The 25,801-nt window shown below is 43.3% G+C and carries 22 protein-coding genes; 13 read left to right on the top strand and 9 right to left on the bottom strand.

Annotation, left to right across the window (positions count from 1 at the left end; genetic code table 11):
* The first annotated feature begins 24 nt into the window (after nucleotides 1–24).
* The 4 genes from coaBC to lpxM all read left to right on the top strand — a co-directional run bounded on the left by coaBC (nucleotide 25) and on the right by lpxM (nucleotide 3,940).
* Nucleotides 25–1,230: a bifunctional phosphopantothenoylcysteine decarboxylase/phosphopantothenate--cysteine ligase CoaBC gene (gene coaBC, locus KO511_RS08980; protein WP_215987108.1), complete on the top strand. Its 1,206-nt coding sequence runs from the start codon at nucleotides 25–27 to the stop codon at nucleotides 1,228–1,230.
* 183 nt (nucleotides 1,231–1,413) lie between these two features.
* On the top strand, nucleotides 1,414–2,004 hold the full coding sequence (slmA, locus tag KO511_RS08975) for a nucleoid occlusion factor SlmA (protein WP_125320277.1): 591 nt from the start codon (nucleotides 1,414–1,416) through the stop codon (nucleotides 2,002–2,004).
* Between the two features lie 8 nt (nucleotides 2,005–2,012).
* On the top strand, nucleotides 2,013–2,963 hold the full coding sequence (gene lpxL / locus KO511_RS08970) for an LpxL/LpxP family Kdo(2)-lipid IV(A) lauroyl/palmitoleoyl acyltransferase (protein WP_215987107.1): 951 nt from the start codon (nucleotides 2,013–2,015) through the stop codon (nucleotides 2,961–2,963).
* A 17-nt stretch (nucleotides 2,964–2,980) separates the two neighbouring features.
* Nucleotides 2,981–3,940, top strand: a complete 960-nt coding sequence (gene lpxM / locus KO511_RS08965; RefSeq protein ID WP_215987106.1) for a lauroyl-Kdo(2)-lipid IV(A) myristoyltransferase — start codon at nucleotides 2,981–2,983, stop codon at nucleotides 3,938–3,940.
* Between the two features lie 91 nt (nucleotides 3,941–4,031).
* Here lpxM and pyrE read toward each other — a convergent pair whose 3' ends face one another.
* Both pyrE and rph read right to left on the bottom strand, forming a co-directional pair.
* Complete coding sequence (pyrE, locus tag KO511_RS08960) at nucleotides 4,032–4,673, bottom strand: orotate phosphoribosyltransferase (protein ID WP_215987248.1); 642 nt, start codon at nucleotides 4,671–4,673, stop codon at nucleotides 4,032–4,034.
* Between the two features lie 112 nt (nucleotides 4,674–4,785).
* Nucleotides 4,786–5,502, bottom strand: a complete 717-nt coding sequence (rph, locus tag KO511_RS08955) for a ribonuclease PH (protein WP_171359946.1) — start codon at nucleotides 5,500–5,502, stop codon at nucleotides 4,786–4,788.
* A 175-nt stretch (nucleotides 5,503–5,677) separates the two neighbouring features.
* Between rph and KO511_RS08950 the strand changes: the two genes are divergently transcribed.
* Nucleotides 5,678–6,544 (top strand): YicC/YloC family endoribonuclease, encoded by an 867-nt coding sequence (locus KO511_RS08950; RefSeq protein ID WP_215987105.1) that lies wholly within the window; start codon nucleotides 5,678–5,680, stop codon nucleotides 6,542–6,544.
* Nucleotides 6,545–6,600: 56 nt separating this feature from the next.
* Here the strand turns inward: KO511_RS08950 and KO511_RS08945 are convergent, their stop codons facing one another.
* A complete protein-coding gene (locus KO511_RS08945) occupies nucleotides 6,601–8,295 on the bottom strand; it encodes a hypothetical protein (protein WP_215987104.1) in 1,695 nt (564 codons plus the stop codon).
* Nucleotides 8,296–8,611: 316 nt separating this feature from the next.
* Entirely contained in the window at nucleotides 8,612–10,168 is a 1,557-nt protein-coding gene (locus tag KO511_RS08940) for a hypothetical protein (RefSeq protein WP_215987103.1), read from the bottom strand.
* Between the two features lie 582 nt (nucleotides 10,169–10,750).
* On the opposite strand from KO511_RS08940, the gene gmk reads away from it, so the two are divergent.
* From gmk to recG, 5 genes are all read left to right on the top strand, one after another.
* Nucleotides 10,751–11,374: a guanylate kinase gene (gmk, locus tag KO511_RS08935; protein WP_215987102.1), complete on the top strand. Its 624-nt coding sequence runs from the start codon at nucleotides 10,751–10,753 to the stop codon at nucleotides 11,372–11,374.
* A gap of 116 nt (nucleotides 11,375–11,490) precedes the next feature.
* On the top strand, nucleotides 11,491–11,763 hold the full coding sequence (rpoZ, locus tag KO511_RS08930; protein ID WP_215987101.1) for a DNA-directed RNA polymerase subunit omega: 273 nt from the start codon (nucleotides 11,491–11,493) through the stop codon (nucleotides 11,761–11,763).
* A gap of 39 nt (nucleotides 11,764–11,802) precedes the next feature.
* Nucleotides 11,803–13,926, top strand: a complete 2,124-nt coding sequence (gene spoT / locus KO511_RS08925; protein ID WP_215987100.1) for a bifunctional GTP diphosphokinase/guanosine-3',5'-bis pyrophosphate 3'-pyrophosphohydrolase — start codon at nucleotides 11,803–11,805, stop codon at nucleotides 13,924–13,926.
* A 62-nt stretch (nucleotides 13,927–13,988) separates the two neighbouring features.
* Nucleotides 13,989–14,672 carry a tRNA (guanosine(18)-2'-O)-methyltransferase TrmH gene (gene trmH, locus KO511_RS08920; RefSeq protein WP_215987099.1) on the top strand — a complete coding sequence of 228 codons (684 nt, stop codon included), beginning with the start codon at nucleotides 13,989–13,991 and terminating at the stop codon, nucleotides 14,670–14,672.
* Nucleotides 14,673–14,792: 120 nt separating this feature from the next.
* Nucleotides 14,793–16,871, top strand: a complete 2,079-nt coding sequence (gene recG, locus KO511_RS08915) for an ATP-dependent DNA helicase RecG (protein WP_215987098.1) — start codon at nucleotides 14,793–14,795, stop codon at nucleotides 16,869–16,871.
* A 37-nt stretch (nucleotides 16,872–16,908) separates the two neighbouring features.
* Here recG and cysQ read toward each other — a convergent pair whose 3' ends face one another.
* From cysQ to KO511_RS08895, 4 genes are all read right to left on the bottom strand, one after another.
* A complete protein-coding gene (cysQ, locus tag KO511_RS08910) occupies nucleotides 16,909–17,736 on the bottom strand; it encodes a 3'(2'),5'-bisphosphate nucleotidase CysQ (RefSeq protein ID WP_215987097.1) in 828 nt (275 codons plus the stop codon).
* A 27-nt stretch (nucleotides 17,737–17,763) separates the two neighbouring features.
* Nucleotides 17,764–18,312 carry an ADP compounds hydrolase NudE gene (nudE, locus tag KO511_RS08905; protein WP_215987096.1) on the bottom strand — a complete coding sequence of 183 codons (549 nt, stop codon included), beginning with the start codon at nucleotides 18,310–18,312 and terminating at the stop codon, nucleotides 17,764–17,766.
* Nucleotides 18,313–18,440: 128 nt separating this feature from the next.
* Nucleotides 18,441–19,028 (bottom strand): Fe-S biogenesis protein NfuA, encoded by a 588-nt coding sequence (nfuA, locus tag KO511_RS08900; protein ID WP_215987095.1) that lies wholly within the window; start codon nucleotides 19,026–19,028, stop codon nucleotides 18,441–18,443.
* A gap of 72 nt (nucleotides 19,029–19,100) precedes the next feature.
* Complete coding sequence (locus KO511_RS08895) at nucleotides 19,101–19,832, bottom strand: ComF family protein (protein ID WP_215987094.1); 732 nt, start codon at nucleotides 19,830–19,832, stop codon at nucleotides 19,101–19,103.
* Nucleotides 19,833–19,894: 62 nt separating this feature from the next.
* On the opposite strand from KO511_RS08895, the gene bioH reads away from it, so the two are divergent.
* Together bioH and KO511_RS08885 are read left to right on the top strand one after the other, a co-directional pair.
* Nucleotides 19,895–20,692: a pimeloyl-ACP methyl ester esterase BioH gene (gene bioH, locus KO511_RS08890; protein ID WP_215987247.1), complete on the top strand. Its 798-nt coding sequence runs from the start codon at nucleotides 19,895–19,897 to the stop codon at nucleotides 20,690–20,692.
* 112 nt (nucleotides 20,693–20,804) lie between these two features.
* Complete coding sequence (locus tag KO511_RS08885; RefSeq protein ID WP_215987093.1) at nucleotides 20,805–21,275, top strand: ATP-dependent Lon protease; 471 nt, start codon at nucleotides 20,805–20,807, stop codon at nucleotides 21,273–21,275.
* Nucleotides 21,276–21,335: 60 nt separating this feature from the next.
* On the opposite strand, the gene KO511_RS08880 is transcribed toward KO511_RS08885, so the two are convergent.
* The gene (locus tag KO511_RS08880) at nucleotides 21,336–23,648 is read right to left on the bottom strand and encodes a Tex family protein (RefSeq protein ID WP_215987092.1); all 2,313 of its coding nucleotides are present in this window, start codon (nucleotides 23,646–23,648) and stop codon (nucleotides 21,336–21,338) included.
* 210 nt (nucleotides 23,649–23,858) lie between these two features.
* Between KO511_RS08880 and KO511_RS08875 the strand changes: the two genes are divergently transcribed.
* The gene (locus tag KO511_RS08875; RefSeq protein WP_215987246.1) at nucleotides 23,859–25,766 is read left to right on the top strand and encodes a RimK/LysX family protein; all 1,908 of its coding nucleotides are present in this window, start codon (nucleotides 23,859–23,861) and stop codon (nucleotides 25,764–25,766) included.
* The last annotated feature ends 35 nt before the right edge of the window (nucleotides 25,767–25,801 follow it).

The following is a 25,801-nucleotide window of genomic DNA, read 5'->3' as shown; positions in this document are numbered from 1 at the left end:
CAGTATTTTTAAAGGATGATCATCATGCAAACACTCGCGGGCAAAAAGATCCTACTTGGTATCGGTGGCGGTATTGCTGCTTATAAATGTGCCGATTTGACTCGTCGACTGATTGAACGGGGCGCAGAAGTGCAGGTTGTCATGACCAAAGCTGCCAAAGAGTTTATTACTCCCCTAACCATGCAGGCAGTCTCTGGTCGGCCAGTTTCTGATAGCCTTCTCGATCCCGCAGCTGAAGCTTCAATGGGCCACATTGAGTTAGCTAAGTGGGCTGATTTAGTGCTCATAACCCCAGCAACCGCAGACCTTATCGCTCGGATTGCATCTGGCATGGGCAATGATCTTCTAACCACGTTAGTTTTAGCAACCGATGCCCCTATCGCTGTCTCTCCAGCGATGAATCAGCAAATGTATCTCAACCTAGCAACTCAAGAAAATATAGCCACATTGCAAAGGCGAGGTCTACATATTTGGGGACCAGCCTCGGGTGAACAAGCCTGTGGTGATATTGGCCCAGGCCGCATGTTGGAACCAATGCAATTAGTAGAAAAATGCGAACAGTTTTGGGGAGACCAGCCCCTGACAGGAAAGTCAGTATTGATTACAGCAGGTCCAACACGTGAATCCATCGACCCTGTACGCTACATTTCAAACCACAGCTCAGGGAAAATGGGCTTTGCATTAGCACAAGTCGCGGCGCAACTGGGAGCATCTGTAACTTTAGTTGCAGGCCCTGTATCACTCAAAACGCCAGCAAACACACATCGAATTGATGTGGCAAGCGCTGAAGAGATGCACAATACCGTTATGCAGCATTCAGTTGATTGTGATATTTTTATCAGCTGCGCTGCTGTCGCTGATTATCGACCAGAGTCTGTTGCCAAACAAAAAATTAAGAAAACAGATGGCAATGATGATATGACGATTACTATGGTCAAAAACCCAGATATAGTAGCCTCCGTTGCCAAAATGACTCGCAACCGTCCATTCACTGTCGGTTTTGCAGCAGAGACTCAAGATGTAGCACATTACGCACGCACTAAATTGATTAATAAAAAGTTGGATATGATTTGTGCTAACGATGTCTCATTAGAAGGACAAGGCTTTAACAGCAACAATAATGCAGTTACTCTATACTGGAAAGAAGGTGAGCAGTCACTTACCCTTGCATCAAAACAAAAAATTGCTCAGCAAATACTAATGCGTATTGCTGATAAACTAAGCAATTGAGTCGCTCGGGCCTGCTACACGTTCGAATAACATTACTCGCGCGAGTGCAATAAAAAACGCGCAAGATAAACAGACTCTAATCTAACATTCAGAAAAGTCGTCTATTCCGCCCATCCTAGTTTACTAGCTTGGGCTAATGCCTATGTTTATTGGCATTAACAGTGGCAAACAAGGAACTCATTCATGGCCGGAACAAAAAAAAGCAACCGCCGGGAAGAAATACTACAGGCACTGGCACAAATGCTGGAATCTCACGATGGAGCCTCTCGGATCACAACAGCTAAACTAGCAAAGCATGTTGGTGTATCAGAAGCCGCTTTGTATCGACACTTCCCAAGCAAAGCTCGCATGTTTGAAGGTCTGATCGAGTTTATTGAAGAATCCTTGATGTCACGCATCAACCGAATTCTGGATGAGGAGAAAGACACATTGACGCGTATTCGCCTAGTTTTGCAGCTTATTTTAGCCTTCGCTGAGCGAAATCCTGGTTTAACACGCATTTTATCTGGCCACGCACTGATGTTCGAAAATGAACGTCTGCGTGAACGTATTAATCAATTATTTGAACGAATCGAAACCTCGATTCGACAAATTCTACGTGAACGTCAATTAAGAGAGGGGAAAGCGTTTCCTGTCGATGAACCCACCCTCGCAGCGCAGTTGCTAGGGCAAGTTGAAGGTAGCTTGAATCGCTTTGTCCGCTCAGATTTTAAATACCAGCCAACGGCCAACTTTGAGCAATACTGGGCCTTACTGAGTGCACAAATTAAGTAACAACCACTATGAGCAAAAAAAATAGCTTAGAAAAACCAACGTTTTCTTTTAGCCTGCTTCACCCAAAAAATTGGGGGGTATGGCTTGGATTTGGCTTGCTAGCCCTTATCGTTAATTTACTTCCCTACACCCTACTTCTCAAAATAGGTAGAGGAATCGGGTCGTTTGGGATGAAAATCAGCAAATCAAGAGTAAAAATTGCCAAACGCAACCTCGAACTTGCTTTTCCCGACATGTCAGCCAAAGACGTAGGCAACATAGTCGAGGAAAATTTCAAGAATACAGGTATGGCCCTAATTGAAACTGGCATCACTTGGTTTTGGCCCACTTGGCGCTTTAAGCGTATTTTAATTGCTAAAGATATTAAAGAGCTGCAAAAACACCAACAAGATGGGAAAGGTGTATTACTGTGCTGTGTGCATGCTTTAAACCTTGAAATTACCGCTCGTGCATTCGCTGTACTGGGCCTTCCCGGGTTTGGCGCTTACCGACCACACAGTAACCCTGCTTATGAATTTATTCAGTACCGAGGTAGGACTCGCAATGGTAATCAGCTAATTTATCGCCGTGATTTAAAACAAATGGTACGTGTGCTGCGTCAAGGGAACAGACTATTTTACTTGCCTGATCAAGACTATGGGCACAACAAATCGGTATTTGTTCCCTTCTTTGCCGTCGAAGATGCCTGCACAACAACAGGAACAAGAATTCTGGCTTCTACCAGTAAAAGTGCCATTGTACCTGGCTCAGGCTTTCGCAACCAACAAGGAAAGTACGAGATCATTGCTGATAAATCTATTGAGCAAGACTTTCCACAACAAGATGATACTGCATCCGCAGCATACATGAATAAGTTTGTCGAAGAGATAATTATGCGCGCTCCCGAGCAGTGGATGTGGCTACATAAACGTTTCAAATCCTTACCCGATCATTCACTTACCAACTCAAGGTATCAGTAGCATAGGTGCTAATTTCAATGAGCAACACAGATAAAAATAGCATCGACAAATATTTGCATAATCCAACTTTTGAATGGGCGTTTTTACACCCAAAACATTGGGGCACCTGGATAGGCATAGCCTTTGCTGCTTTGCTTGCCTTTATTCCCTATCGTTGGCGTGACACATTAGCACGTAAACTATCCGTATTTGTCGTTAGAAAAAATGGCCGAGTGGTTCGCCGCGCACGAGTAAACTTGGCGTATTGTTTCCCAGAAAAATCAGACTCAGAGCGGCAACAAATATTAGAAGAAACCTTTGTCAAAGCAGCACAGTATCTCTTAGGCTATTCAGAATTCTTGGTCCGTTCAACTAAACACAACCAAGATCGAGGTGTCATGATTGGCGAGGAAAATATACTACCGCTACTCGATAATGGTGAAAAAGTGATTATTTTAGCTCCCCATGCTTGGGCGGTAGACTACCCTGCCGTCATGCTGGCAGCCAAGGGCTACAAAGTCACCACCATTATGAAGCCTCAACGAAACCCAATTGGTGATTGGCTAATGCAAGTTCAACGAATGCAATATGGGGGACGTATTTTTGCTAGACATGCTGGAGTAAAACCATTTGTGCGCTCGATTAAAGACGGCTACCTTGGTTATTGGCTACCTGATGAAGACTTTGGCGCTGAAAACTCCGTTTTCGTGCCCTTCTTCGGCACAGAAAAAGCCACACTAAAAGGTTTTGGCAAAATGGCTCGTCTGTCAAAAGCTAAGGTTGTCCCTGTATTACCTGCTTATAACGATAAAACAGGCAAGTATGAAGTGCATATTCTACCTGCGTTAGAAAACTTCCCAACGGGGGATGAAGAAGCCGATGCACAAGCAATGAATCAAGCGATAGAACAACTAGTTAGGCCTCATCCAGAACAATATATGTGGAACCTATCTCTGCTAAAAACTCAGCGAGATGGCCAAGCGATTTATGATAATTAACATTTAATAGGCAAGATTTGAGAGTAAAAGTAAAAGGGTTGACTCAAACATCAACCCTTATTTTCGCTAGTCAAATATTGAATATATTAAACTAGATACCGTATTCAACTCGGTACGCTTTAACCGCTTCTAAATGCTCAGTAGCATTGCCTTGCTCCTCAAGATAAGTAACTAAGTCGCCTAAACTAACGATAGAAATTACCGCACAGTCAAAATCACGCTCAACTTCCTGAATCGCAGACAACTCTCCCTTGCCTTTTTCTTGACGATCGATTGCCACCAGCACACCCGCTAAATCAGACCCATTGGATTGGATTATCTGCATTGATTCACGAATTGCCGTTCCCGCAGTAATGACATCATCGACCAGCATGACTCGTCCTTCCAAAGGACTACCGACTAAGTTGCCCCCTTCACCGTGATCTTTTGCTTCTTTACGATTAAAACAATAGGGCGTATCTATATTATGGTGATCCGCTAACGCCACTGCCGTTGTAGTGGCAATCGGAATACCCTTGTAAGCAGGACCAAATAACACATCAAATTCAATAGCAGAATCAGCCAGCGCAGCAGCATAAAACCGCCCTAAACGAGCTAAGTCACTACCGGTGTTAAAAAGACCAGCATTAAAGAAATAGGGGCTCTTGCGGCCAGATTTCAAAGTAAACTCGCCAAACTTCAGTACTTGCTTCTCTAATGCAAACTCAATAAATTCATGCTGGTATGCTTTCATCACTTTCTCTCTTCGTAATAAGACCTAGTTGCCTAGATAATTTATCAACATCCTCAGTGTCACCTTCCAAAAGGTAAAAAAATAGCTTCCTAAATTGGAAGCTATTTTCAAATCACTGCTCTAATGCCGCCTTCTGCGCGGCGACAATATCGCGAATACCTGTTTTTGCCGACTCAAGTAACTTCATCAAATCATCATGACTGAAAGGTTCACCTTCCGCAGTACCTTGAACCTCAATCATTCGACCATCTTCAGTCATGACCACATTCATATCTGTATCAGCAGCTGAATCTTCAACATATTCTAAATCGCATAAAATGTCTTGACCCAACAGGCCTACCGACACAGCTGCAACATGCCCTTTCATCGGGTTTGCTTTCAGCTTACCATTTTCGACAAGGTGCTGGAATGCATCAGCCATAGCGACACTCGCACCTGATATAGCAGCTGTACGCGTTCCGCCATCAGCCTGAATCACATCACAGTCAACCGTAACCATAACTTCACCCATGGCTTCAAGATCCACTACAGCACGTAAGCTGCGAGCAATGAGGCGCTGAATTTCCATAGTACGGCCACCCTGTTTACCACTGGCAGCTTCACGGCGCATGCGCGAATGCGTCGAGCGAGGCAGCATACCATATTCTGCAGTAACCCAACCTTTGCCTTGCCCTTTTAACCAGCGTGGCACATTTTCTTCAACGGTCGCATTACATAATACTTTCGTATTGCCGAACTCAACTAAAACGGAGCCCTCGGCGTAAGCAGTGTAGTTACGAGTAATTTTTATTGGGCGAACTTGGTCCGCCTTGCGATCGTTTGGACGCATTGGCATCTACCTTAGTTGTCTATCTATAGGGGAAGACGAATCAGATTGGGGCGAGATTCTAGCAGAAACCACTGTGCCGGAAAAGCACCCTATCCTTATAGCATTCCAAATCTCGCGTATTCTGCTACTATTTGCCACGCGTTATTTTCATAGATGATGAAGACAGGAAAATTCGATGATTTATAGTATGACCGCCTACGCCCGTAAAGAGGTTAAAGGTGAATGGGGCAATGCTGTGTGGGAAATCCGTAGCGTCAATCAACGTTATTTGGAAACTTACTTCCGTTTGCCTGAACAGTTTCGTGGCTTGGAGCCAGTTTTGCGAGAGCGTTTTCGTAAGCGCCTCGCCCGCGGCAAAGTTGAATGCGCATTACGCTTTGAGGCTAATCCAGCCGCTAAAGGCGAGCTCAGTATCAATGAAACCTTAGCTCATCAGGTGATCAACGCTGCTAACCAGGTGATGACCATGACGGGCGATAACAGCAGACTCAACCCATTTCAAATCATGAACTGGCCTGGTGTGATGGCAACCTCTGAGCAAGATATGGATGCGATCAACAAAGACTTACTCACCGCATTTGATGAGGCTATCAGTGATTTTATAGAGGCTCGTGGTCGCGAAGGCGAAAATATGAAAGCACTTATCGAGCAGCGTTTGTCAGCCATTACCGAAGAAGTTGTCAAAGTACGTGCGCGTATGCCGGAAATTATCGAATGGCAACGCGAGCGATTGTTCTCAAAATTTGAGGAGGCAAGAGTCGAACTTGACCCATCTCGAGTTGAACAAGAGCTGATTATACTAGCTCAAAAATCTGATGTTGCTGAGGAGCTAGATCGTCTCGACTCTCATGTTAAAGAAGCCAATAATATCCTCAAAAAAGGAGGAGCGTGTGGCCGCCGCTTAGATTTTATGATGCAAGAGTTTAATCGTGAGTCCAATACCTTGGCATCTAAATCTATCAGCACAGATATCACCGCCTCTGGAGTAGAGTTAAAAGTTCTTATCGAACAGATGCGAGAACAGATCCAGAATATTGAATAACGCATATATGGTTCATCAAAGCCCTAAGCCTAGAAATTTAAAGGCTTAGGGCTTTTTTACATCTGGCAGTTGCCACCACCTTCTGCTGAAGGGTGCCTGAATGTCGTTAATAAGACATCTGCCATTTTCAGTGCTGTCGGGACAGTGACTTGCAATGCATTAGTATTATTCGCTGACGGACTGTCTGAAACCAATTGTGCACCAGATGTAAGGATTAGGGTCTTCACTTGCTCTTTATTATCATATTCAGCGATCTGATAATGATAGTTTCGGTGGCCAAGACTATTATTTGGCACTTCTCCTTCGAATAGAAGTTTACCTTGGCCAGAACCATTAGAAAATGCTACTGGCAACGACTCTCCTGTATAGTCAATCGTTATCGTCACTTGGGGAGCATTCGCAATTAATACCCCCGTAAGAGTGGCCAAATTTCCCCCTTGGTTGAAGCAGCCAAGGTTAAAAGAAGGACGATATACAAATTGATAACCCGTCTCATCCTGAGCTTGGTTGTTGACGGCTTGCCAAATCGGATCACTAAAATACCAGCCAGTCTGCCCTCCTGCACTCAAGCTTGTTCTTAATATAGGTAGATAGACATAACCTTGATAAACCACATCAACCATTACTTGACCACTTTCTGTCAAAGAATTTAAATCAGTAGAGCGCCCTAACTCGTCCACAAATATTATCTTGTTAGCAATCGTACCAACCGAGTTCTTAGAGGCTGACATGCCTTTTTTCCAGCCAGTTCTTAGTGTCAAACGTATCGTGCGGTTACCGTCGTTGAGTGCGTTGGTAATACTTGCAAGCGACACTCCAATATCATACCCGGGCTGGAATTGATCTGACTCGCTACCATCAACAGGATTAAAGGTTCTTATCCCTCCTGTAGCTTTGGTTGGAAACTGAACATTGTTTTTCAGAGCGTTAAGCATACCTGAGTTATACTGCAAACCATTACCTACGGCACTAATCAAACGATAGGAATGTAAATACAAACTGAGTTTTTGCAATACACCAGCCCCTGAAGCAGGAATATCTGGCAGTAATTGGGTAAGGCTTTTAGCATCAGCAAGCTGAGTAAAGTTCAGTGGGGGCTTGTCTTGTGCAACCAGCCCGCTCCACTGGTAACCCACGACATATTGAACGACATAATCAAGTTTGGTTTCAATCATTACTTGATAAGGCTCAACTGTCTGATGAGCTTGGGTAATCTTCTCAGGAGTAATAGTATTGAAGGCATATTCATAGACATCAACAAGATCACTGGCAAGCGTTTCCAGCTCTTTTTGTTGCTCGGCCAACTGCTGCTTAGTTTGTTGACTTAAACTAAAATCAATTGCTGACATCACCTGTAAGTAAGCATGGCTAAAACCGTTTCCGTCAGAGAGCTGAACCGTACCTTCAACCTTACCAGGCATAACACGAGCACTTATATAGTCATAGGTATACTGGTTAAAAATAAGATTTTCGTTGAGATACCAATATGGGAAACGGCTGTGAAGTGGGTCTGCAAGTACTGCTGCAGAACCCTCAGCATCGCCGGGCAATACCTGGCTAAATTGCTTGAGCAAATACTGATAGTATTCTTTAGATACCTGCTGTGGATCGGTGTCAGGTTTATCATCACACTTACTACCCTGTCGCTCACAAACCACTTGTTGGACAGAAGAGTCACTGGAGGAATCAACCTCGGCATTAACAGTTAAGGGAAGGAAAAACAGCAATAAATAATAAATTCGCCTACACAATCTCTAACTCCTTGCTTAGGTGGGCACCCTTTGGCTTCTAAATTGTCGTCAAATACATCAACAGCCCCCTTTAATGCTAGGTGCTTTTCCTGATATTGCCCTAAAATCTGAGTGAGTTATTTAGATACAAGATTGAATTGTAAGGTTATCCAAACAATTGCAAGGCTTTTGCTGCAAATAAAAACAAAATTTGGGACAGAACAATGTGTCAATAAAAAATAAAAGGGCATGGAGATAAAACGCCATGCCCTGAATTGAATAGACCTTAAATCAATAGAGAAAGGATCTAGATCAACGACCCCTTCCCACTTTAGTCTTATTTACCCGCAACACCTGGATTAGTCACTGATGTAGCAATAACAAAGCCCTGCTTTTGGAATTCAGGTACACTTATCAGTTCTTCCGATGGCGCAAAGGTCAAGGTAAACTCACTATTCGATGCACCTTGCTCATAATGACTACTCGACGCACCTGCACTAAAACTGCCTAAAGAAATAAGACCAAATAAGCTCATATTACCCGACGTTTTAGTACTCCATGCCTGTTTGAAACTATTAAAGTCAGCATTTTTGTACTTAATAGTAATCGTTGGGTAATTACTAATAATTACGTTATTGATAAGACCAAAGTTGCCACCTTCTTTGAGAGAATCAAAATTAAATGGAGGTGGCGTAGAAGACGCAAACTTAAAGCCACTGACATCTTTACCCTGGTTTTCAACTGCTTGGCGAATAATGTCACCATTATACCAACCAGTATTAATATCTTGCTGCCATGCTAATGGGCTCATGGGTACAATAGAGTAACCTTTGTACTGCACAGTAACTTCAGCATCACGACTGCAACCTTCGAACGTTGACATGTCATATGAAGCACTGGTTCCAACAGAGAACTTGAGCCAAGAGCCAACACTAATTCCAGCACTTCCATTCACACTCACATTCATGCTAGAACCAGACGCTTCAGAAGTCGTCAAATTAAACTCAATCACACGCTGCTCGTTATTGAGGTCATTCTGAATGTCAGCCATAGATTTATTGATCTGAAACTTAGTACGCAATTTAGTTTCTACGCTACCATCTACTGGGTTAAACGTTTCCATTCCACCATTTGCTTCAGATGGATTTTGAGTATTACGAAGTGCCTGAGCAACTACCCATGAACCATTTTGACTTTGAGTTTGCAAAGCATTGACAGATTGAGTCATATTAAGGTAAATGGCAACATCATTGATCACTTGATCACTGGATCCTGGGCGCTGTGGTAATAGGTCTTTAAGATTACGTGCCGTTGACATTTGTTCATAAGTTAACGGCGCTCTATTTGCTGCAGCCGTACCACTCCACTGAGTACCCAATACATATGAAATGATATAGTCATATTTAGTGCTCACGCCCCATTGCCCAACAACTGACTTCGCTTCTGCAAGTTGATCTTCGGTAATGTTGCCGTAAGTAGTTTGAAAATCTTGAACAATAGTCGCCTGCTGAGCCTGTGCATCACCTTGTACTTTATTTAACTTAGCGGTATCAGCTTCGTTTAACGCGTAAGCAATACCACTGAGCACCTGGACATAATCCACAGCAAAACTACCAGAACTACCCAATTCTGCAGCCCCTTCGATATTACCAGGGGCAACATTACCACTCATTAAATCATAAGTACCTTGATTAAAGAGATTATTTAGATTCTGCCAATTATAAAGAAAACCACCCTGCGCAGGAAATTGCAATGGATACACTTCGTCACTGACCACACCTTGAACTGCCGATTTAGTTTGCTGCTGAAGTACTTGATAGTACTCTGTAGAAGCCAAAAGTTCGTCTTTATCACCGCCAACTAACTTTTCATTTTGTTTTAATACGTTTCCCATTATTTAAATCCTTTATGTGCCTGCGCCAACCTAGAATCAAGAGACTCAGCCCCTGTAACACACTTATTCTGCAGGTATATTTTGTAGACATCATTTGGGTTGCCATTCAACCCATTCGGTACGCAAAATGTTATGGCTCATACCGCGCCTAATACCTGAGCCAGATAAAGCGCATGCCTAGGTATAGCTCAAGATATAGAATTTTTTTTAGCCTAGTGAGAGACAAATTCACCATTGGATTGAGTAATGAACAAAGCCATAATACAAACCTTTGAATCAAATATTGAATACCATTGCGCAAAATATTAAATGGAATGAAAAACTGTAAATGGCAGAGGATAATCATCATTAAATTCAATATTCATCACAATTTAATTTCTACAAATTACCCTCATAACTTAATCACTATTAGGGATATAAACAGGAGACGATAGCTTGTTACGGACGTGCAAATTATGCTAGTCTTCGCCTCTTTTTTGTGACCAAAACATAATCACTTCAGTGATTTCTCACGGTCAGTGCTATCTTTAATATGTCTGCTTTTAAAGTTGGCAAGATCGAACCAAACTTGGAAATGTACCTATGGGAAAAGGCACTCTTTACATCGTATCTGCACCAAGTGGGGCAGGTAAATCCAGCTTGATTTCTGCAATGCTAGAGACCAATCCGACTTACACCATGAAAGTGTCAGTATCACATACCACTCGAGGCATGCGCCCAGGCGAAAAAGATGGTGTTCATTATCACTTTGTACAAAAAGAATCCTTTGAAGAATTGATACAACAAGGTGCATTTCTTGAATATGCAGAAGTGTTTGGCAACTACTATGGTACATCACGCATTTGGATAGAAGATAATTTAGATAAAGGTATTGATGTCTTCCTTGATATCGATTGGCAAGGTGCGCAGCAAATCCGTAAACAAATGCCCAAAGCACAGAGCATCTTTATTTTACCACCTTCAGATGATGAGTTGGAACGACGGCTTAATGCTCGTGGGCAAGACAGCGAAGCCGTCATTGCAAAGCGCATGGCGGAAGCAAAATCTGAAATTTCTCACTATACCGAGTATGACTATGTGATCGTCAATGATGATTTCGATAACGCATTAATAGATTTTAAGGCCATTATTAGAGCAGAAAGGTTAAAGCAAGACAAACAAGCTGCCAAATATAAGGTGATGCTTGATGCACTTTTAGCTGATTAAGCCACTCATAGGTGCTTTATCACTAATTACTCTCAGTGGCTACTAGACACTGAGAACATAGAGACTGTATAATTTCTCGTCATACAAAATTTTTAGTTAACTAATTTGGAGTTCTCATGGCACGCGTAACTGTACAAGACGCTGTTGAAAAAGTTGGCAACCGCTTCGACCTAGTTCTTATCGCGGCTCGCCGCGCTCGTCAAATGCAAACTGGTGGTAAAGATTCACTAGTGCCAGAAGAGAATGATAAGGCAACGGTTATCGCTTTACGCGAAATTGAAGAAGGCCTAATCACTAAAGACATCCTTGATGCTCGCGAGCGTCAGGAGCAACAGGAACAAGAAGCAGCAGAGCTAGCAGCCGTAAGCAGTATTGCTCACAGCCGTTAATCTGAATATCTTCTAACAACTATCTTCCGGGCCTAAAGTTTGTATCTATTCGACAGCTTAAAAGACGTTGCCCAAGAATACCTACCAGAGCCTCAAGTTGAGGCTCTGCGTCAATCTTATGTGGTAGCGAAAGATGCCCATGAAGGGCAAACTCGCTCAAGTGGCGAACCTTATATAATCCACCCTGTCGCTGTTGCTCGAATTCTGGCTGAAATGCGCCTTGATATCGAAACATTGCAAGCAGCACTGCTGCATGATGTTATTGAGGACACGGCCGCAACCAAAGAAGATTTAGAAAATCAATTTGGTGCAACCGTTGCAGAGCTCGTCGATGGGGTGTCAAAACTTGATAAACTCAAGTTTCGTGATCGAAAAGAAGCGCAAGCAGAAAATTTTCGTAAAATGGTTCTTGCCATGGTGCAGGATATCCGTGTCATCCTTATTAAGCTTGCTGACAGAACCCATAATATGCGCACCTTAGGTGCTCTACGAGCAGATAAAAAGCGCCGTATTGCTCGGGAAACACTAGAAATATACTCACCGCTTGCTCATCGTTTGGGCATCCATAACATTAAAACTGAGCTTGAAGAGCTAGGTTTTGAGGCCTTATACCCCAACCGATATCGCGTGTTAAAAGCGGTAGTAAAGTCGGCTCGTGGCAACCGAAAAGAGATGATTCAGCGTATTCATGATGAAATTGAAGGTCGCTTAACAGAGGTTGGACTTAAAGCACGAGTTTTTGGTCGCGAAAAAAACCTCTATTCCATCTATAACAAGATGAAAACGAAAGAACAACGTTTTCACACCATTATGGATATCTACGCCTTCCGAGTAGTTGTTTCTGACGCAGACAACTGCTACCGCGTTTTAGGTCAGGTTCACAGCTTGTATAAACCGCGCCCGGGGCGAATGAAAGATTACATCGCAGTACCCAAGGCCAATGGCTATCAGTCAATTCATACATCAATGGTTGGCCCTCATGGCGTGCCTGTCGAAGTACAGATACGTACTGAAGATATGGACCAAATGGCAGATAAAGGGGTCGCAGCGCACTGGTCTTATAAAGGTAATAGCGATCGCTCTGGTACGACTGCCCAGATCAAAGCACAACGATGGATGCAGAGCCTACTTGAATTGCAGCAAAGCGCCGGCAACTCGTTCGAATTTATCGAAAACGTCAAGTCTGACCTGTTCCCTGATGAGATTTACGTCTTTACCCCTAAAGGTCGAATTGTTGAACTTCCTGTTGGTGCCACTGCCGTGGACTTTGCTTACGCTGTCCATACAGACGTCGGCAATACCTGTGTCGGCGCTAGAGTAGATCGTAACCCTTACCCTTTAAGTAAGTCACTTAAAAATGGCCAGGCGATCGAAATCATTAGTGCACCAGGAGCTCGTCCAAATGCCGCTTGGCTAAATTATGTCGTCACATCAAGAGCCCGTACAAAAATACGCCAAGTTTTAAAAACGATGCGCCGAGAAGAGTCAATAACTCTCGGTCGCCGCTTACTCAATCATGCCCTTGGCGACCTATCCTTATCAGATATCCGTGAAGATAATGTCCATAAAGTTTTGACTGAACTCAAGATAGATAGTATCGATGACCTGCTCGCAGATATTGGCCTTGGGGAGTTGATGAGCATCGTCATTGCACGTCGACTACTAGGCGATGTCGATGAACTGACTGAAGCTCAATCATCAGACGGCAGTAAACCAAAGAAAAAACTGCCTATACGTGGTGCTGAAGGCTTATTACTCACGTTTGCCAATTGCTGTCACCCAATACCTGACGATCACATTATTGCTCATGTCTCTCCAGGGCGAGGATTGGTTGTCCATAGAGAAACTTGTCCAAACGTACGCGGCTACCAGAAAGAATTAGATAAGTATATGGCAGTCGAGTGGTCTGAGGATTACGAGCAAGAATTTATTACCGAACTATATGTTGACGTACAAAATCGTCAAGGTGTTCTCGCCGAGCTCACAAACGTAATTTCAAAGACAGGTTCAAACATCCATGGTCTATCAACAGAAGAGAAAGACGGGCGTTTATACACAGTCACTGTCTTACTGACGACCAAAGACAGAGTACACCTTGCTGGTATAATGCGTAAGATTAAAGCTATGCCTCATGCTCTAAAGGTTCGGCGTCGTAAAAACTAGGCTTCCACTACACAAAAATGCCCTTGAACCATCGCTTCAAGGGCTTCTACCCTATTATCATTATGAACTTAGAACGTTATAACCGGATTCAACAGGTCCTCAAGTCACGCCAAACTGATCTAACTTTTTGTCTTGAGGAAGTCCACAAGCCCAACAATGTTTCAGCTGTAATTCGCACTGCTGATGCGACAGCAATCCATAAAATCCATGCTGTTTGGCCCCATTCAATGCGAACGCTCAGTCATACTTCAGCTGGAGCTCGTAACTGGGTAGAAGTGGAAACTCATGACACCATCAGCGATGCAATCAGTACATTAAAACACCAAAATATGCAGGTTTTAGTCACCAATTTATCCGATACCGCTGTAGATTTTCGTTCTATTGATTACACCAAACCAACGGCTATCATACTAGGTGGCGAAAAAATGGGCGTATCAGAGCAAGCCAAACAGCTGGCGGATCAAGATATTATTATTCCTATGCTTGGTATGGTTCAGTCACTCAATGTATCGGTTGCTAGCGCTGTACTCATGTATGAAGCCCAACGCCAACGACAAGCAGCTGGTATGTATCAAAACTCTGTCAGTGCACTCACCGAAGACATTATTCAACGGGTGCTATTTGAGCGCGGACACCCTGTATTAGCTAAAGTCGCCAAACGCAAAAAATTGCCGTATCCGATAATCGATGAACAGGGAGAAATAATCGCAGATGAAGATTGGTGGCGCGAGATGCAAAAAAAGTAGCGCTAAAACCAATCTTGAAGTAAAAGGCAGTACCCTTACCAAGTTTTCCTGTACAAAAACACAGCTCAGTGGTTAACTAGTATCGTCAATTAGCTAGTGAATAACGTACCGAGCTGTGTCATGTCTCAATTACTCTCTGCCATTCCTTTGACTTCTCTCACTGGCGTGGGAGCTAAAGTCGCAGAAAAGTTATCCAAAGTGGGTCTCCATTCAATTCAAGACTTGCTCTTTCATCTCCCTCATCGTTATGAAGACAGAACTCGTGTTTACCCTATCGCCAAACTTCATCCTGGTTTATGGGCAAGCGTGCAAGGCAAAGTCATGAATGCCGATACCATATTTGGCAAACGCAGAATGCTAGCGATTAAGATAAGTGATGGTAATGGCACTATTACACTGAGGTTTTTCAACTTTACCGCAGCGATGAAAAACAACTTTAGTGAAGGCAAAACAGTTCATGCCTATGGTGAAATTAAACGCGGCAGCATAGGACTGGAGATCATTCATCCTGACTACAAATTCTATGCACCCAACCAAACGACTGAAGTGGAAAAAAACCTAACCCCTGTTTATCCTACCACTGACGGGCTGCGCCAACTGACTCTTCGTAATCTAACCCACCAAGCATTGGATCTGCTCGATAAAACTGCCGTACAAGAGCTATTGCCTACTGGCCTCTATAACCAGCAAGTTTCGCTTAATCAAGCTCTACATATCATACATCGACCCACTCCAGATATAGATTTAGAGCTATTTGATGAAGGTAAACATCCCGCGCAAATCCGCCTGATAATGGAAGAGCTATTGGCGCAAAATCTTTCCATGCTGTCGGTACGCAGTAAGAGCCAGAAAGATGTCGCTCTTCACCTTGCTGAGAAAGACGAATTAAAACAAAAATTCATGCAGCAGCTACCTTTTTCACCCACGAGGGCACAATCACGAGTTGTGGCAGAAATTGAACGAGATCTGGAAAAACCGCACCCGATGATGCGCCTTGTACAAGGAGATGTGGGGTCAGGAAAAACTCTGGTTGCAGCTCTCTCCGCACTACGTGCACTCGAGCATAATTATCAAGTCGCATTAATGGCGCCCACAGAGTTACTAGCAGAGCAACATGCAATTAACTTCAAGCAATGGCTAGAGCCTATGGGTATTGAAATAGGTTGGTTAGTCGGAAAACTAAAAGGCAAGGCAAAACAAGCAGAGTTAGACAAAATTAAGAGTGGCCAAGCTCAAATGGTAGTCGGGACCCACGCCTTATTTCAAGAGCATGTGAACTTTCACCATCTAGCACTAGTAATTATTGATGAGCAACACCGTTTTGGTGTTCATCAGCGTCTTGAGCTGAGAGAGAAAGGCGAAAAGCAGGGTACGTATCCCCATCAGCTCATCATGACTGCAACACCTATTCCTCGCACTCTAGCCATGACAGCGTATGCCGACCTTGATACCTCAATTATTGATGAACTCCCGCCAGGACGTACCCCGGTCCAAACTGTAGCAATCCCAGATACTAAACGTAATGATATTGTCGAACGTGTTCGTAATGCATGCCTGACTGAAGGTAAACAGGCTTATTGGGTTTGTACGCTAATTGACGAATCAGAATTACTCGAAGCGCAAGCTGCAGAAAATACAGCCCAAGAATTACAGGCTAAATTACCAGACCTAAAAATAGGCTTAGTCCATGGGCGAATGAAGGCATCTGAAAAACAATCCATAATGCAGGACTTTAAAGACAACAAGCTGCACTTACTCGTCGCCACTACTGTAATAGAAGTTGGTGTGGATGTGCCAAATTCCAGTCTGATGATCATTGAAAACCCCGAGCGTTTGGGTCTATCCCAGCTCCATCAATTGCGAGGAAGAGTTGGGCGAGGAAGCGTTGCCAGCCATTGCGTGTTGCTCTATCACTCACCTTTGTCCAAAACAGCACAAAAACGCTTAGGAGTACTAAGAGAAACCAATGATGGATTTGTTATCTCACAACGAGATTTAGAAATCCGAGGACCAGGTGAATTGTTGGGCACAAAACAAACCGGTATCGCTGACTTTAAAATAGCGGACTTGGTGAGAGATCAATATTTAATATCGGAGGTACAACGTATCGCACGTCATATCCACGATAACTACCCTGATAGCGCAGCAGCCATTATTGCACGTTGGCTGGGCGAACAAGATATATACTCTAAAGCTTAAGCAGCCTCAGTGTCTAATCACAAAAGACCAACAGCCCCTAGTCTTTAACCTGTAGAATCTCATCCCATGGTAAGCTCTGATCACCGAGCACAATAAAGTTAGGGTTTTCCAACGTCTCTCGCTCATTGTATGACAAAGGTTCTAGTTGAGTACTCAGGATTCGTCCTCCAGCCTCCTCAACAATACACTGGGTCGCGGCAGTATCCCATTCTCCTGTAGGCCCCAAGCGTAAATAGCAATCAACCGCTCCTTCTGCAACTAAGCATGCTTTGAGGGCAGCAGACCCTAATGGAACTAAATCATAGTTCCAGCGACTGTTCATTCGGCTGGTAATACGGTTGATATCTTGCCTGCGGCTAATCGCCATAGCAATTGAGCTCGCCTGCCCTTCATGGTTAAGAGTATTAATGCGCAAGCTTTCATCCATATCTGGGATCTTCCAAGCGCCTTTATTTTTGTAGGCGTAATAGGTTACACCTGACACTGGACCATACACAACGCCCATTACTGGTCGATGGTCCTCCACCAGCGCAATAATAGTAGCAAAGTCACCACTCCGCGCAATAAACTCCTGTGTACCATCTAAAGGATCAACTAGCCAATAACGTTGCCAATTGGCCCGTTTATTAAAACTGACATCGGCATCCTCTTCTGAAAGTACTGGTGTTTCTGGGGTGAGTTCTGTGAGTTTTTCTAAGATGAGTTTGTGTGCAGCGATGTCTGCACTTGTCACAGGTGTTTGGTCACTTTTAGTATAAGCTTCGTAATCTTTTTTCTGATAGATATCAAGCGTTAACTGCCCTGCCGCGCGAGCAATATCAATTACGGCTGGTAAATGCTGGGAAAAGTCGTCTGTCATTGGCATAGTCAATCCTTCAACGCTCTACATTGATCATGGTTGCAGGGTACGTAGAGCAAGCAATAGCGCTGTAATACTGCGCGCTTCACAAAAATCGAGGTGATTAAGAAGCTCTTGTGCTTGAGAAAGTGGCCAACGAATCACTTCCAAAGGCTCTGGTTCATCACCTTCTAGTTGTTCTGAGTATAGATCTTCTGCAATAAACAAGGTCATTTTACTTGAAAAATAAGAAGGGGCGAGAACAACATCTTTTAAATACGTAAGCTGATTGGAACCTAATCCAATTTCCTCTTTAAGCTCTCGATTAGCTGCATCAATGGGAAGCTCTCCACTATCCACTAAGCCCTTAGGAAACCCTAATTCGTAAGAGTCTGTGCCAGCTGCATATTCACGCACGAGTAATAAATCACCATCCATTGTCACTGGCACCATCATTACCGCACCTCGTCCGCTAGGTTTCATGCGTTCGTAGGTTCGTTCAACACCATTACTAAAACGTAAATCAATGGCCTCTACAGTGAATAGCTTAGACTGAGCAACGGTTTGCTTACTTAGGATTTTAGGAGGGATCCGCTTAGCCACTAACTTACTCCTTAGTTATGGTTAAGCCACTAATATATGAGAAAACAAATTGTTTTGAAAACAAAAAAGGCTGACTTTACCGTCAACCTTTCAAATGAGAGACTTTATTTTACATTGTTGACTGGTGATTAGTAGTAAGAATGCTCACCACGATCGTGTTCTGTAGCATCACGAACAGCCGTCAATTCACCTTCAAATTGCTGAAGCAATTCTTTCTCTATCCCTTCTTTTAAAGTCACATCTACCATTGAACAACCGTTACAGCCGCCACCAAATGCAACAATAGCAATACCATCGTCGGTTATTTCAACCAAATTGACATGCCCACCATGACCTGCTAATTGAGGATTAACTTGTGTTTGGATCGCGTACTCAACTCGTTCAACTAATGGTGAATCATCCGAAACTTTACGCATTTTGGCATTGGGCGCTTTCAAAGTCAGTTGAGCCCCCATTTTATCTGTCACAAAGTCAATCTCGGCATCTTCAAGAAATGGCAGGCTTAATTCATCAATATAAGCAGAAAAATCTTGGTACTTAATTTCAGTATCAGATGATTCAATCGCTTCCACTGGGCAATATGAAACACCGCATTCGGCATTTTGAGTACCTGGATTTACAACAAACACACGAATATTGGTCCCTTCAGGCTGCTGACTTAGAAGATTTGCAAAGTGCTGCTGGGCATTTTCAGTAATAATAATAGAGTTTGACACGACGAATACCTGAGTAATTTTGTAGGCTATTTATCTCTCATTTTACTCCTCATTTCCTCAAGATCTAGCCTTTTAGATCAAATTAGCATCACTTAGGTTATCCGCAGGCTCAGAGGTACGGCAAACACAATAAATATCAATCGTTTTCACCCCATTTTGATACAGCAATTGACATAGAGGCTCTACAGTACTCCCCGTGGTCAGTACGTCATCAACAATCGCCACATGATCCGTATCAGTATCAATAGCTTGACCAAGCTCAAAAGCTTGCCTGACATTATGTACTCGTTGCTTCTTGACCATACCTCGCTGTCTTGCTGTTGCCCTAACTTTACAAAACAATCCATTGCAGGCTACATCCATATGTTTACTTAATTCCCAAGCAAGATGCTGACTTTGATTGTAACCACGGTACAAGAATCTGCGCCAGTGAAGCGGCACAAAAGTAATCAGGTCGGGTTTTACTCTAATATGAGGTGCAAGTAATAAAGCAAGCGTTTTTGCGTGCCAAAATTGCCCTAAATACTTTAATCGATGAACATAACCCGAAAGCGGTGCCTGATAATCACCGACACAATAAAGACGTGACCATGCAGGTGATGATATTAGACAGCTGCCACATTGCTCCACCTGCTCAGGCATAATAAGACCACAACATAAACAACGGGGCTGAACTGCAAAGTTTTTTAGACAAGAATGACAAAATAGAGGGTGCGGGTAAGGCTTGTCGATTGCTAAACCACATAAATCACAATGATTAGGCAACAGGTAGGTTGTGTATTTATTAATCCAATAGGTTAACATAGGTGTCATACCTGCCAACGATACAATCAGACTACTTTAACCTTTTAAACCCGCTCTTGAGGATGGAAAACGTGGTACAAAATGAGATCAAACAAACAACACCATACTGGCAACGTGTTGGTCAAGGTAATGACCTAGTTCTTGTCCATGGCTGGGGAATGAATGGCGCTGTTTGGCAGCAAACAGCCGAACAATTAAGTCAACACTTTAGAGTCCATATTGTCGATCTGCCAGGATTTGGTCATAGCAATAGTCTTACGTTCAAAACGATGGAAGATCTTAGCCAACAAATCCTAAATGGCGCACCAGAAAAAGCCGTTTGGCTAGGTTGGTCGCTCGGTGGATTAATCGCTACACACATCGCCCTTCAATATCCTCAACGTATCACTAAATTGGTTACCGTTGCCAGCTCACCAAAATTTTCAGCACACAGGCAGTGGAAAGGAATACAACCAAAGGTACTTAATGCCTTCAATGATCAACTAATCGATGATATAAAATTAACCATAGAAAGGTTTATGTCACTTCAGGCTATGGGTAGTCCTTCAGCTCGCCAAGATGTCAAAAACCTCAAACGTGCCGTTTTATCGAGACCAGAGCCTAACCCAATTTCTTTACTTTCAGGCTTAGAACTACTTGCAACTATTGACCATAGGCTTGATCTTAAAACGCTTGATACACCAACATTGCGCTTGTATGGACGGTTAGATGGCTTGGTTCCGGCACAGGTCGCTAAGGATGTTGATCTATTGATGCCCATGAGTAAAAGTCATGTTTTTCATTCCTCTTCTCACGCACCTTTTATTACCGAAAATGAGCAATTTTGCCACCAAGTTATTCGCTTTGCTGAGCTAAAATAAAAATGATTTAATCAATAAGCTAAAATTTTAGTTATCAAGGCCGATAAATAAATCGAGTCAAGAAAACGCTGTTTTATTATGCGTTATTGGCTGAGCGTGAGGAGGTAAAGCAATGCTAGTATCACCTACGAATGTAAGTGTACCGCTAATCGCTCCATCGGTTAATGTGCAAACTGAACAGGCTGCACGAGACAATAAGGTTCGAGAACCCGTCAACCCTACGGTGGCATTAACTAAAAGCAACGCTGAGCGTCAAGTCAAAGCTGACGATAAAAGGCGGAAGCAATCTTCTTGGGATCCAGCCGAGCACCCGAGCTATGAGGCAAGTGAACAAGAAGATATAAAAGCCATTTATTACGAAGATCCTAAAGATGTTCTTGAAAGGATTTTTAAGCTAATTGCTCTGGAAAGCTACAGTAAAGATCAGGGTAAAGGCTATGCAATGCGCTTTCGGTTACCAAGGCACATTATTGATGCAGCGATCACCGAAGGGAGAATGGCAAAACGTAGAACCATAATCAAATTTCATTATGGTGATGCAGTCGCGCCAAACACACCTTCGGATGTCATAGCAGTATTGTAAGGTACATTTAATACTACTCAAAAATCCCCGCACTGCGGGGATTTATATTGCTATACAAGGTTACTTTTTTGCTTTAGCAAAAGCGGCAGCAAAAGCACCACCCATCGCATTATTTGATGACTCATCATTACGCTTGGGCGACGAACGACCTGGATTATTACGCGGAGTTGCTAAGCGTTGCGAACGGTTGTCTTGTCCCGGCTCATCAGTAAGACGCATAGACAAGCCAATTCGTTTACGCTGAATATCGACTTCCATCACCTTAACTTGGACGATATCACCCGCTTTGACAACTTCTCTCGGATCAGAAACAAAACGGTCTGTCAGAGCCGAAATATGTACAAGTCCGTCCTGATGAACACCAATATCGACAAAAGCGCCAAAGTTAGCCACATTGGAAACGACACCTTCCAAAACCATTCCTGGTTCCAAATCAGAGACCTTGTTAACGCCATCAGCAAAAGTTGCCGTTTTAAACTCAGGACGTGGGTCACGGCCTGGCTTATCAAGCTCTTTGATAATATCAGTCACTGTAGGCACACCAAAATGTTCATCGGTATAGTCAAGCGCATGTAGATCACGCAAAAATTGTGTATCCCCAATCAAAGCATCAACCTTCTTACCGTTTTTCTCTGCTATGGCTTTGACTACAGGATACGCTTCTGGATGGACTGAAGAGGCATCAAGTGGATTCATCCCCCCCATGATACGCAAGAAACCAGCACATTGCTCAAATGCTTTCGGGCCTAGACGAGCAACTTTCTTCAACGTTGTACGAGCTTCGAATCGACCATAATCATCACGATAATTAACAATATTCTGTGCGATAGTGCTAGATAGACCAGCAACTCGTGTCAATAAAGCTGGTGAGGCGGTATTTACATCCACACCTACCGCATTCACACAATCCTCGACGACAGCATCTAAGCGTTTTGCTAGTAATGATTGACTGACATCATGTTGGTATTGACCAACACCAATAGATTGGGGATCAATTTTAACCAATTCCGCCAGAGGATCTTGCAGGCGGCGAGCAATTGATACCGCGCCTCGCAATGACACATCTAGATGAGGAAACTCTTTCGCTGCAAGCTCAGAGGCAGAATATACCGAAGCCCCAGCCTCACTGACTATTATCTTTTGCACTTTAAGGTTGTGGCGTTTAACTAGCTCTGCAACAAAACTGTCTGTTTCACGCGAGGCAGTGCCATTACCAATCGCAATTAAATCAACGTCATACTTTTCGACTAAACTCGCCACTATTTGGGCCGATTTATCGTACTGATTTTGAGGCTGATGTGGATAGATAGTCTCTGTCGTCAATACTTTACCGGTCGAGTCTACCACCGCAATTTTAGACCCAGTCCTAAGCCCAGGATCCAATCCTAACGTCGCACGTGGCCCTGCGGGCGCCGCCATCAAAAGGTCTTTGAGGTTGGTGGCAAAAACTTCTATTGCCTCAATCTCAGCGCGCTCTTTCATTGCACCCATTAGCTCGGTTTCCATATGCATTGACACCTTTACGCGCCAAGCCCAACTGATCACCTGTTTACGCCACCCATCACTGGCTGCCTGACTGAGCGAAATACCATAATGGTCTGAAATGATATTTTCGCAATAAGACTGGCGAACGCTCTGTTCCTGCTGTGGATCCGCATTCATGTTTAAAGTTAGGAAACCTTCATTTCGACCACGCAGCATAGCCAACGCACGGTGAGAAGGAACTTTGTTAAGCACTTCAGAATGGGAGAAATAATCTTTAAACTTTTCTCCATCTTGTTCTTTACCTTCAACCACTCGAGCTTCAAGTTCGGCGTGGCGAATTAGGTATGCACGTATTTTCTCAAGTAAATCGGCATCTTCTGCAATTCGTTCCATTATAATTGCACGCGCGCCATCCAGCGCGGCTTTACTATCTGCCACACCTTTTTTCAAGTCGACATAGCCAGAAGCTTGCTGCTCAGGGTCATAGTCTGGCTGGTCCCATAATTTTTCAGCCAAAGGCTCAAGGCCAGCCTCAATCGCAATCTGCCCTTTGGTGCGGCGCTTAGGTTTATAAGGCAAATACAAGTCTTCCAAGCGCGTTTTGCTATCTGCTTGGCGAATATCGGTTTCCAGTTCACCGGTTAGCTTGCCCTGCTCTTGAATCGACTTGAGAATAGTCTGACGGCGATCATCCAATTCTCTTAGATACATTAGTCGGCTATCAAGGTTACGTAATTGGGTATCATCCAACCCTCCTGTCACCTCTTTACGATATCGGGCAATAAACGGCACTGTATTTCCATCATCGATCAGGTTAACAGTCGCAGTAACTTGCTCAAGGCGAACATTAAGTTCCTGAGCAATCATTTGGCAGATAGCTTGGCTCATCCGGTGATTCTCTTCATTCTTAGTGAGATAATTTGTGTATAGAACATTGGGGTCCTTGATAGAATTTGCAACGTTTTTAATTAAGCTTGATAAAATTTACCAATTGCTGATAGACATCCATCAAATTTATGTCAAAACTGGACTTAATTAAAAACTTATACCCTGAATATCAGATTCACTTCTGTACTTTCGCACACACGGGACACTATGATGAAGAAAGCCTCTTCTGCCCTAATACTAATAGGGACTCTACTCACCATGCCACTTGCTTGGCAGCAGTCTATTGCTGCAACCACACAAGACCCCATTTATCAACTTGATGGAAAACCTGTTCTGGGTAGAATAGAAAATGTCTACTACAGCGATATACCAGAACTTACTCAAATCCCTTTCGCTGGCAAGATTGATACAGGAGCCGACAGTACCTCTATCCATGCTGATAATATTCACTTATACAGCAACAACCCAGAGTTTAAACAGTTCAAAGATGACCAACTTATGTGGGCAGTTTTCGGTGATTTAATTGGCACGAATGGGACTTGGGACGCCGAAAAGTTTGCCTCAGCAAATTGGGATCAAAATAGCTTCGATGCTTATAAGGTACATATTACCTTTAACATACAACACCCCATAACAGGCAAGGCAATAACTGTAGATAAAAAGCTCGAAAAGCTGAGTGTTATCCGCAGCCGAACCAGTAAAGCGCCAATTCTACGCCCAGCGATAAAGCTTGCTTTAACTATTGCAGACAAAAAAGTCGAAACTTTGGTTAACTTAACCGATCGCTCCCACTTCTCGGCCCCAATCCTGATTGGTAAGACCTACCTTAATGACAATGCTTGGGTTTTAGCGGGGTACGATTACCTTCAAGAGCAACCTAACGCGAGAATGATTGGCAAAAAAGACTTAGTCCGCATCTCTGATACAACCTATAAAACCAGCATATCAACCACAGCTCGCTATACCAGTGCCCACGGGCTAAATATTCAAATAGACAAAAAAAATAAACAAGTCTCTTTTTCTCTGGAAGGCGAAAATAAAAAGCGTCAAGCCATGACCCTCCCCTTAGTTCGCATGCTCAAAACGAGCAGCGGCGAACGCCCTCTGGTTTACCTTCCTGTCAAGATAGATAAAACCCACACTCAATACTGGCTAGTTTATTTACGTGATCGAAGTAAGTTCAGCTCTCAAATAAGAATTGGTAAAGAGTTAGCCAGTCAGCACTTTGTGATAGATACTGACAATGAAAACTTGCTCGAAGATGGACAAACATTCAACTCAGCACTAAAAGCCGATCCTCTTGTTATTTCAACGCAAGAATCAATAAAATTAGATAACATTACCCTCCCTGCACACCCAAGTTTTACCGTTAAAACACCACTGCTTCGCGTCGAAAGTTTCGAACTCACTAAAAAAGATCAACAAGAAGTTGTCACTTTTTATCTACCAACAACTACAGGTAAAGCGGAAAAACTAACGAAAGCCGTTATTAAAAAACTCAAAGTAGGTGATTCGGTTCGCCCCGTTGTGGAAGGCGACTTTTTAGTTGGTAATCAAAAACAATCGATACGTTTTGCTCTCGATATACTCGACAAAGAAAAGCATCAGCAACCTTTTTTTGTCTTGGGTCATAATATAGCCAAAGGTGGCGTGCTGCTTAATACACGTTCAGACCACCTGTTAGATAGCGAACCATTATTTAAAGTAGGTCACATTGAAGTCGCGCAAGTCGAAGGCATGTCTTTCCCAGTCAAGCTCGATACTGGCGCCGATGTAAGCTCAATCAACGCTAAAAAAATCAAGCAATTTAAAAAAAATGGGCAGGACATGGTCAGCTTCATCTATGAAAACGATGTTGGGATGAGCAAAAAGTTCACCAAACCAGTCGTTGATGTTATGCGTATCAAGGCAAAAAAGGGAGAGAAAGCCAACGTCCGTCCTGTGGTTGAAATGCAGGTTAAGCTTGGCGATCTAGAAAAGAAAGTTCGAGTCAATCTCCAAGACCGTAGTCGCTTTCATTACAGCATGATATTAGGTAAAAACTTCCTAAAACATGGCACTATGGTCGCCAGTGAAGCTAACTACATAGTCACAGATAAACCTAGATACGAGAAATAATGTATCTCTTTCAGCCGTACATAGGCACGGCTGTT

This window comes from Vibrio hepatarius (assembly GCF_018860525.1).
Taxonomy (GTDB): Bacteria; Pseudomonadota; Gammaproteobacteria; order Enterobacterales; family Vibrionaceae; genus Vibrio; species Vibrio hepatarius_B.
This window is presented reverse-complemented; position numbering and strand designations above follow the sequence as displayed.